Source organism: Corallococcus sp. AB049A (assembly GCF_003668885.1).
GTDB classification, from domain to species: Bacteria; Myxococcota; Myxococcia; order Myxococcales; family Myxococcaceae; genus Corallococcus; species Corallococcus interemptor.
This window is the reverse complement of sequence record NZ_RAWL01000423.1, coordinates 1-7,344: the sequence shown is the minus strand read 5'-3', so window position 1 is coordinate 7,344 and position 7,344 is coordinate 1. Positions and strand designations below refer to the sequence as shown.

The window sequence follows — 7,344 nt, the reverse complement described above, 5'->3', positions numbered from 1 at the left end:
CTGTCCGGGAGGATGCCCCGCTCCAGCATGGACACGAACGCGCCGTCCCCCACGACGACGTGGTCCAGCAGCTTCACGCCCAGAAGCCCCGCCGCGCGCGCCAGGTGCTCCGTGAGCCCCACGTCCTGGACGCTGGGCTCCGGGTCCCCGGAAGGGTGGTTGTGCGCGAGCACGATGGCCGTGGCCCGCGCGGACAACACCGCGGCGAACACCTCCCGAGGGTCCACCGGGCACGCGCTCAGCGTCCCTTCCGCCACCCGCGCGTCATGCACCAGCACGTTGCGCGGGTTGAAGCACAGCACGTGGAACACCTCGCGCCCCAGCGCGCCCAGCATGGGCGCCAGGTACGCGTGCACCTCCTTCGGGTTTCGCAGCCGGGGCCGCTTCTCAGTTGAGCGCTGCGCGCGACGCCCCAGCTCCAGCGCCGCCAGGAGCCGGGACGTGCGCGAGGGCCCCACGCCCCGCCGCGCGCACAGCACGCGCGGATCCTCCTGCACCAGCGCCTTGAGTCCGCCCTTCGCCACGCGCTCCGCCGCGTCCCCCAGCCCTTCCGTCCACAGAAGCCCCAACAGCTCCAGGTCGGTGAGGGCCTCCGCGCCCAGCCGGAAGAGGCGCTCGCGCGCGTCCTCCAGTCCTGGCAATCCCGGGCCGCGCGCCCTCACCGACCTTCCACCCGTGGCTTCCCCTTCGCCCGACTCCGCCCACGCCTCTCCACCTTGTTCCATCCCGCCTCCGTCCACGCGACGGCGGGCTTGAGCAAGGCATGTGCCTTCCAGCGTTCACTCCGGAACGCGGGGCGCGGCCCCGTCCAGCAACGCGTGAAGAGGCCCGGTGGCGGGACGGACAGCGATGCTCCACTCGCACTCCTGGCGTGCGAGGAGCCGGGAAGCGCGGCCGGCCGCTAGAAGCGGGAGATGGCGAAGAAGGCCTTGATCTTGTCGTTCGTCTCGCGAAGCCGCTCGCTCAGCGTGCGGACGAACGTCCAGAGGAGGACGTAGGCCAGGTCCTTGTCCGTGAACATCAGCTGGTCCAGCTTCGCGCGCTCGATGACCCACACCGTGCAGCCGGTATGGGCGATGGCGTCCGCGGAGCGGGGTGAATCCTCGATGACCGCCATCTCCCCGAAATACTGCCCGGGTTCGAGGATGGCGAGCGCCTCCTCCCCGATGCCCGGCACGGATTTGGAAATGCGCACCTTGCCGTCGGTGAGGATGAACATGTCCTGGCCGGCGTCGCCCTCGCGGAATAGAAAATCCCCGGCCACATGGGTCCGGGCCTGGGCGATGCGGGCGACCTTGGCGAGCTGGCCCTGGGTCAATCCCTCGAAGAGCGCAACCTTCTTGAGGACAGCGGCATCCATGGGGTCCAGGTTCGTATCATGGCCAGGACGGCTGCGTCTGTTACCGTCCGGGCCGTCAACGTATGAGCGCAGGAGGCGCCGTGTCGCAGGACAAGATCCAGAAGGTCACCATCATCGGCTCGGGCCCGGCGGGCTACACGGCCGCCATCTACGCGGCGCGCGCCAACCTGGAGCCCGTGGTGTTCGCTGGCGGCCCCACCCTGGAGCACCCCCAGCGCGTCCCGGGCGGCCAGCTCATGGTCACCACCGACGTGGAGAACTACCCCGGCTTCCCGGAGGCCATCACCGGCCCGGAGCTGATGGAGCGCTTCCAGAAGCAGGCGGAGCGCTTTGGCACCGTCATCCACATGGAGAACGTCACCAAGGTGGACTTCTCCAAGCGGCCCTTCCTCCTGGAGAGCGAGAGCGGCATCCAGATTCGCTCGGAGACGGTCATCATCTCCACGGGCGCCACGGCCAAGTGGCTGAACGTCAAGGGCGAGGACGCCTACAAGAACCGCGGCGTGTCCGCGTGCGCCACCTGTGATGGCGCCTTCTTCAAGAAGCAGGACGTGCTGGTGGTGGGCGGCGGCGACACGGCCATGGAAGAGGCCACGTACCTGGCGAAGATCGTCAACCACGTCACGCTCATCCACCGCCGCGACACGCTGCGCGCGTCCAAGGTGATGCAGGAGCGCGCGCTCAACAACCCGAAGATCTCCTTCATGTGGGACTCCGCGGTGGAGGAGGTCGTGGGCGACGGCAAGGGGATGACGGGCGCCGTCGTGCGCAACCTCAAGACGGGCGACAGCAAGCTGGTGAATGCGCAAGGGCTGTTCGTGGCCATCGGCCACACGCCGAACACGGAGCTGTTCCAGGGCATCCTGGAAACGCACCAGGGCGGCTACCTGAAGACGATCCCGGGCAGCACGCGCACCAACATCGAAGGCGTCTTCGCCTGCGGCGACGTGCAGGACAGCTACTACCGCCAGGCCATCACCGCGGCGGGCACGGGCTGCATGGCCGCCATCGACGCGGAGCGCTGGCTCATCGAGCACGGCGAGTAGTCACGTCCTTTCCGTCCCAAGCGAGACCCCACGCGCATGAGCAAGAAGCAGAAGACGGTGGCGGTGCACGCGGGCTCCCGGCTCACCGGGAGCAAGGCCGTGCCCGTCATGCCGCCCATCTTCCCGGCGGCGGTGAACTGGTTCGACAGCAGCGACGACCTGTCCGACGCGCTGGACGGAAAGGACTACGCCTACGCCCGCATCAGCGCGCCCAACGCGGCGCTGCTGGAGGAGGCGGTGGCGGCGCTGGAGGGCGCGGAGGCCTGCGTCACGTACGCCAGCGGCATGGCCGCGCTGCGCTCGCTGTTCGACGCGCAGCCGTGGAAGGCCGGCGACGTGCTGGTGATGCCCACGGATGGCTACGGCGTCACCCGCGCGCTCTACAAGAACCTGTGCGCCCGCTGGGGCGTGGAGTTGAAGCCCCTGGACCAGACGTCCCCGGACGCGCCCGCGCGCATCAGGGAATGGCGTCCGCGCCTGGTGCTGGCGGAGAGCATCTCCAATCCGCTCCTGCGCGTGCCGGACATCCGCGCGCTCGCGCAGGCGTGCAAGGACGCGGGGGCGGTGTTCGCGGTGGACGCGACGTTCCCTTCGCCCGTCGGCCAGCGCTCGCTGGAGCTGGGCGCGGACTACGCCGTGCAGTCCACCAGCAAGTGGCTCAACGGCCACAGCGACGCGCTGGGCGGCACGGTGAGCGGTTCCAAGGCACGCATCGACCCGCTGCGCTCCGCGCGCATCCTGTCCGGTGACGTGCTGGGCCCCTTCGAGGCGTGGCTCACGCTGCGCGGCCTGCGCACGCTGCCCGTCCGCATGAAGGCCCACAACGAGCACGCGGCGCATGTTGCCAGGCGGCTCTCGGACTCGCCTCTGTTGGAGCGGGTCATCTACCCGGGTCTTGCTTCCCACCCGGACCACGCGGTGGCGGCGCGGGTGCTGGAGGGCGGCTTCGGGCCCATGGTGGCGTTTGAAATCAAGGGCGCGGGGCAGAAGGAGGGCGACCGGTTCCTGGAGGCGCTGCGGGTGGCCAGGCCCGGTCCGTCGCTGGGAGACGTGGGCACGCTGGTGATGCACGCGGCCAGCGCCAGCGCCCGCCGGATGACGCCCGAGGAGCGCGCGCAGGCGGGCATCCGCGACAGCCTCATCCGCGTGTCCGTGGGGCTGGAGGATCCGGACGACGTGGCGGACGACCTGCTCGCCGCGGTGGCGAAGGGGGCCGGCCGGTGAAGATGGTGGACGTCGGCGACAAGCCGAAGACGGACCGCGTGGCGGTGGCCACCGCGCGCCTGCGCATGCTGCCGGAGACTCGCGAGCGCATCCTCGCGGGGAAGGTGGAGAAGGGGGACGTGCTCGCGGCGGCGCGCCTCGCCGGCATCATGGCCGCCAAGCGCACCCCGGACTTCGTGCCCCTGTGCCACCCCATCGCGCTCGCGGGCGTGGAGGTGACGCTCACGCCCGTGGACGAAGGGTTGGAAATCTCCGCGCGCGTGAAGACGGTGGACCGCACGGGCGTGGAGATGGAAGCGCTCACGGCCGCGTGCGCGGCGGCGCTCACCGTCTATGACATGTGCAAGAGCGTGGACCGCGGCATGGTCATCGAAGCGGTGCAGCTGGACCACAAGTCCGGCGGCCGCTCCGGCACCTGGGACCGCGAGCAGGCCTAACGCTTCGCCTCCGCGCGCAGCCGCTCCAGGAAGAAGGCCACCACCACCAGCGAGTGCGTGATGTGGCCTTCAAGAATCAGCCGGGGCAGGTCCGCGCGCGGGTGCAGCTCCACGGCGATGTCCTCGCCGTCGTCCGGGTTCCCGTCGCTCACGCGCTCGCAGTCCAGCGCCAGGTACGTGTGGCAGCGGTTGGACTGGAAGGCCGGGTTGGGGTGCACGACGCCCAGCGGCTCCAGCCTCGCGGCGCGGTAGCCCGTCTCTTCTTCCAGCTCGCGCGCGGCGGCCGTGGCCGGGTCCTCGCCCGGGTCGATGACGCCGCCGGGCACCTCCAGCGTCGCCGCGTCGATGCCGAAGCGGAACTGGCGCACCATCACCAGCGCGTCCTGCTTCGTCACCGCGATGACGTTCACCCAGTCCGCGCACTCCAGGCGCACGCGGCCGTGCTCCAGGTTCGTGCGCGGGTCGGCCACCACGTCCTCGCGCACCTTCACCACCGTGAAGTCGTGCTCCAGGCCCCGGCGCAGGCGCGGCCAGGGCTTCACCTTCGAGTGCATCCGGGGAGTCCTTTCAGTTGAGCAGCTCGGCGCGCTCGCGCAGCTCCCGGGCGGACAGCTCCAGGCGCTCGCGGTCCGGCGCGTCCGGGGACAGCTCCAGGCAGCGCTCCACGTCCTTGAGCGCCGCGCGGAAGGCGCCCAGCGTGGTGAGCAGCGACGCGCGGGTGCGCAGCTCTCCCGGGTGGTCCGGGGCCAGGAGCAACAGCAGGTCCACCACCGCCAGCCCCTGCTGGCTGTCGTCGCGGCCCAGGTACACGCGGCGCAGGTTGGACAGCATGCGGTACGCGATGAGCTCCACCGGCGCGGGCGCCAGCATGGCCCGGTCGAACTTGAGCTGCGGCGCCACGCGCTTGAGCAGTTCCTCGCAGCCGTGCTCCGTGAGGATGTCGCCGTGGTGGAACGGATCCATCACCAGCTTGTGGTCCCCCGCGTCGCACGCCACCAGGAAGTGGCCGGGGAAGGGGACCCCGTACAGCGGGATGCCCGCGCGGCGCGCCACCTCCAGGTAGACCACCGACAGTGTTATCGGCAGCCCCACCTTCCGCTCCAGCACCCGGTCCAGGAAGCTGTTGTCCGGGGAGTGGTAGTCGTCCTCGTTGCCCCGGAAGCCCTCGAGGTCCGCCAGCACGTGGCGCAGGGCGCGCAAGGGGGCCAGGGCTTCGCCCTTCTCGCGCAGCCGGTCCGCCTCCACCTGCACGCGCGCGGCGAGCGCGTCCAGCGTCCTCAGACACGCCGGAGCATCCAGGTCCTCACGGCCCAACGTCGCGATGGCCAGGGCCGCAAGGTCCAGCCGCGGCGGCTCAGCGGCCAGGGAAGACACCAGCCGCTCGCGCGCCAGCGGAGGGCCGAAACCAGAGGGAAAGCTCACGGTGTGCACCAGTAACCCACGGATGCTCCTCACGGCAAAGGCAGGCAGCCGAGCGTCAGATGCCCGGCGGCGCCAGGGGCAGCCGGCCCTTGATTTCCGCCCGCAGGGCCATCTGGGCGGAGATGAGCCCCGCCAGGATGCCGTCCTCGAACTCGAAGGTCGGGTGGTCCTTCAGCTCCGGAAAGTCGTGCGGGTTGCGCAGCTCCTCCGGCCCGATGTTGGGCACCGCCTCGCGCGCCAGCTTCAGCACCTTCGCCTGCTGCTGGGCAATCATCCGCTCGTAGAGGGGGGTGGCCAGGGCCAGGAACTCGTTCGCCGTGTCTTCCGTCATGGTGTGTATCTCTCGCTTCACTCTTGGGCGATGTCCCACTTCATGCGCCGGTAGGTGTAACGGAAGGCCTCGGCGTTCGCTTCGATGGCGTCTCCCTGGGCCTCCCGCCCGTCCAGGAAGGCGACGAAGTCGAACTGGCGGCCGGGCTTTCCGTACTCCGCGTCGAACACGCGCACGATTTCGTTCGCCGGCAGCGTCCGGCGTCCCGCCACGCTCACCAGGGGGATGTCCAGGCCCTTCATGTCCTTCGACGGCGCGTAGGACTTCCACACCAGCTCCGTGCACACCAGGGACTGGTCGGAGAAGAAGTCGAAGTTGAAGTCGTACGGCCGGCCCTGGAAGGTGAAGGCGCGCAGGATGGCGCGCGCCTTGTCCACGTTGGACAGCCGGGGCCGCAAGACGCCCAGGTAGTCCACGTGCATGCCGTGCTCCACGCCGGTGAAGCTCACGCCTTCACTGATGGATTCAATGATGCGCACCGGGTCGCCGTGCGCGTCCGGCCGGGTGTACTCCGCCCACTTGGCGGGGAAGGCCTTCGCCAGGTGCGCGGTGAAGGTCCCAGTCCCAGTCGCAGGCTGGCCGGGCAGGGTGGCCACCCAGGCCTTCACGTCCGGGTCCGCGTCGAAGGCCCGCGCCATCTCCTGCGCGGTGCCCACGTACAGCTCCGCGTGCGGCCAGAAGCCCGGCAGCCCGATGTTGGACAGGAACCAGTTCTGCCGCGCGACCATCACGTCGCCCGGGGCCAGGTGCGGCAGCAGCGCCAGCACCTGCTCGCGGGTGATGAGCGGCTTGCCGGAGCGGTGCACGCGGGTGTCGCCCATCCACTCGGCCACCGTCTTCTGCACCGGGAACACCGCGCGGGCGGTGGTGTCCTGGGTGACGTCCGCGGCGGCCTTGGCGAAGAGCACCGGGCCGCGCTTCATCAGGCGCGCGCGGGCCGCCTTGCTGTCCTTGCGCATGGCCTGGAAGAGCGCGGGGACGCCGGGCTCGTCGAGCACGCCGGACTTCGCCAGCACCGGGTGCAGCGTGGCGCGGTAGCCGTCGCCGGTGAAGAGCTGCGTGCTGGTGCCCACGTGGACGACCTTCTTCTTGAAGCGGCTGAAGGCGCGCGCGGGCAGGCCGTACTCGGGGCCGGGCTCATCCAGCAGCACCTCCAGCTGCGCCTGGCCGCCGGTGAGGTCCGCGAAGGCCATGCCCTGGGCCAGCTCCGCCGTGAGCGCCGCGTGGGTGAGCAGGAAGCCCCAGGCGTGCTTCTTCGGCTGGGTGAGCACGGGCACCTTGAGGAAGTCCCAGTAGCGCTGGCGCACCACCTCCGTGGAGACGAAGCAGTCGAAGAAGGCGGCCCAGGTGGACACCAGCAGCTGCTTCTCGTCCGGGGTGTAGGGCACGTCCTTCCCGCGCTGGTAGAGCGCCTTGGAGCGGAAGGCCTCCTCCTTCAGGCGGCGCAGGCCGTCCGTGCCCTGGCGCAGCGTCTCCAGGTCGCGGCGGGCCTGGGCGACGAAGGCGGCGTCGTCCAGCTCGTAG

General features: G+C 70.4%; 9 protein-coding genes. 3 read left to right on the top strand and 6 right to left on the bottom strand.

What is annotated here, in order from left to right; all coding sequences use genetic code 11:
• Both radC and D7X55_RS32255 read right to left on the bottom strand, forming a co-directional pair.
• Positions 1–725 (bottom strand): DNA repair protein RadC (radC, locus tag D7X55_RS32260; protein WP_121725065.1); only part of this gene is annotated, 725 nt, incomplete at its 3' end.
• Between the two features lie 176 nt (positions 726–901).
• Complete coding sequence (locus D7X55_RS32255; RefSeq protein WP_120551501.1) at positions 902–1,360, bottom strand: cyclic nucleotide-binding domain-containing protein; 459 nt, start codon at positions 1,358–1,360, stop codon at positions 902–904.
• 62 nt (positions 1,361–1,422) lie between these two features.
• Here D7X55_RS32255 and trxB point away from each other — a divergent pair, with 62 nt between their 5' ends.
• Genes trxB through moaC form a run of 3 tightly spaced genes read left to right on the top strand, consistent with a single transcriptional unit; the run spans position 1,423 to position 4,067 of the window.
• Positions 1,423–2,406, top strand: a complete 984-nt coding sequence (gene trxB, locus D7X55_RS32250; protein ID WP_407921803.1) for a thioredoxin-disulfide reductase — start codon at positions 1,423–1,425, stop codon at positions 2,404–2,406.
• A 36-nt stretch (positions 2,407–2,442) separates the two neighbouring features.
• The gene (locus D7X55_RS32245; RefSeq protein ID WP_121725064.1) at positions 2,443–3,630 is read left to right on the top strand and encodes a PLP-dependent aspartate aminotransferase family protein; all 1,188 of its coding nucleotides are present in this window, start codon (positions 2,443–2,445) and stop codon (positions 3,628–3,630) included.
• Positions 3,627–4,067 (top strand): cyclic pyranopterin monophosphate synthase MoaC, encoded by a 441-nt coding sequence (gene moaC / locus D7X55_RS32240; protein WP_120551504.1) that lies wholly within the window; start codon positions 3,627–3,629, stop codon positions 4,065–4,067. Before D7X55_RS32245 ends, moaC begins: the two co-directional genes overlap by 4 nt.
• On the opposite strand, the gene D7X55_RS32235 is transcribed toward moaC, so the two are convergent.
• The 4 genes from D7X55_RS32235 to D7X55_RS32220 all read right to left on the bottom strand — a co-directional run.
• Positions 4,064–4,621, bottom strand: coding sequence for an NUDIX hydrolase (locus D7X55_RS32235; protein WP_121725063.1), 558 nt, complete (start codon positions 4,619–4,621; stop codon positions 4,064–4,066). The two genes, moaC and D7X55_RS32235, sit on opposite strands and share 4 nt — an antisense overlap.
• Before the next feature lie 13 nt (positions 4,622–4,634).
• Complete coding sequence (locus D7X55_RS32230) at positions 4,635–5,459, bottom strand: SirB1 family protein (protein WP_120551522.1); 825 nt, start codon at positions 5,457–5,459, stop codon at positions 4,635–4,637.
• Between the two features lie 85 nt (positions 5,460–5,544).
• Positions 5,545–5,820, bottom strand: coding sequence for a hypothetical protein (locus tag D7X55_RS32225; RefSeq protein WP_120551523.1), 276 nt, complete (start codon positions 5,818–5,820; stop codon positions 5,545–5,547).
• Between the two features lie 17 nt (positions 5,821–5,837).
• The coding region (locus D7X55_RS32220; RefSeq protein WP_121725062.1) for a YiiX/YebB-like N1pC/P60 family cysteine hydrolase at positions 5,838–7,344 on the bottom strand (1,507 nt) is incomplete at its 5' end.

Coding starts and splice junctions, on each gene's coding strand:
- D7X55_RS32245 (WP_121725064.1), top strand. CDS start 2,443: ATGAGCAAGAAGCAGAAGACGGTGGCGGTGCACGCGGGCTCCCGGCTC.
- trxB (WP_407921803.1), top strand. CDS start 1,423: ATGAGCGCAGGAGGCGCCGTGTCGCAGGACAAGATCCAGAAGGTCACC.
- D7X55_RS32255 (WP_120551501.1), bottom strand. CDS start 1,360: ATGGATGCCGCTGTCCTCAAGAAGGTTGCGCTCTTCGAGGGATTGACC.
- D7X55_RS32225 (WP_120551523.1), bottom strand. CDS start 5,820: ATGACGGAAGACACGGCGAACGAGTTCCTGGCCCTGGCCACCCCCCTC.
- D7X55_RS32235 (WP_121725063.1), bottom strand. CDS start 4,621: ATGCACTCGAAGGTGAAGCCCTGGCCGCGCCTGCGCCGGGGCCTGGAG.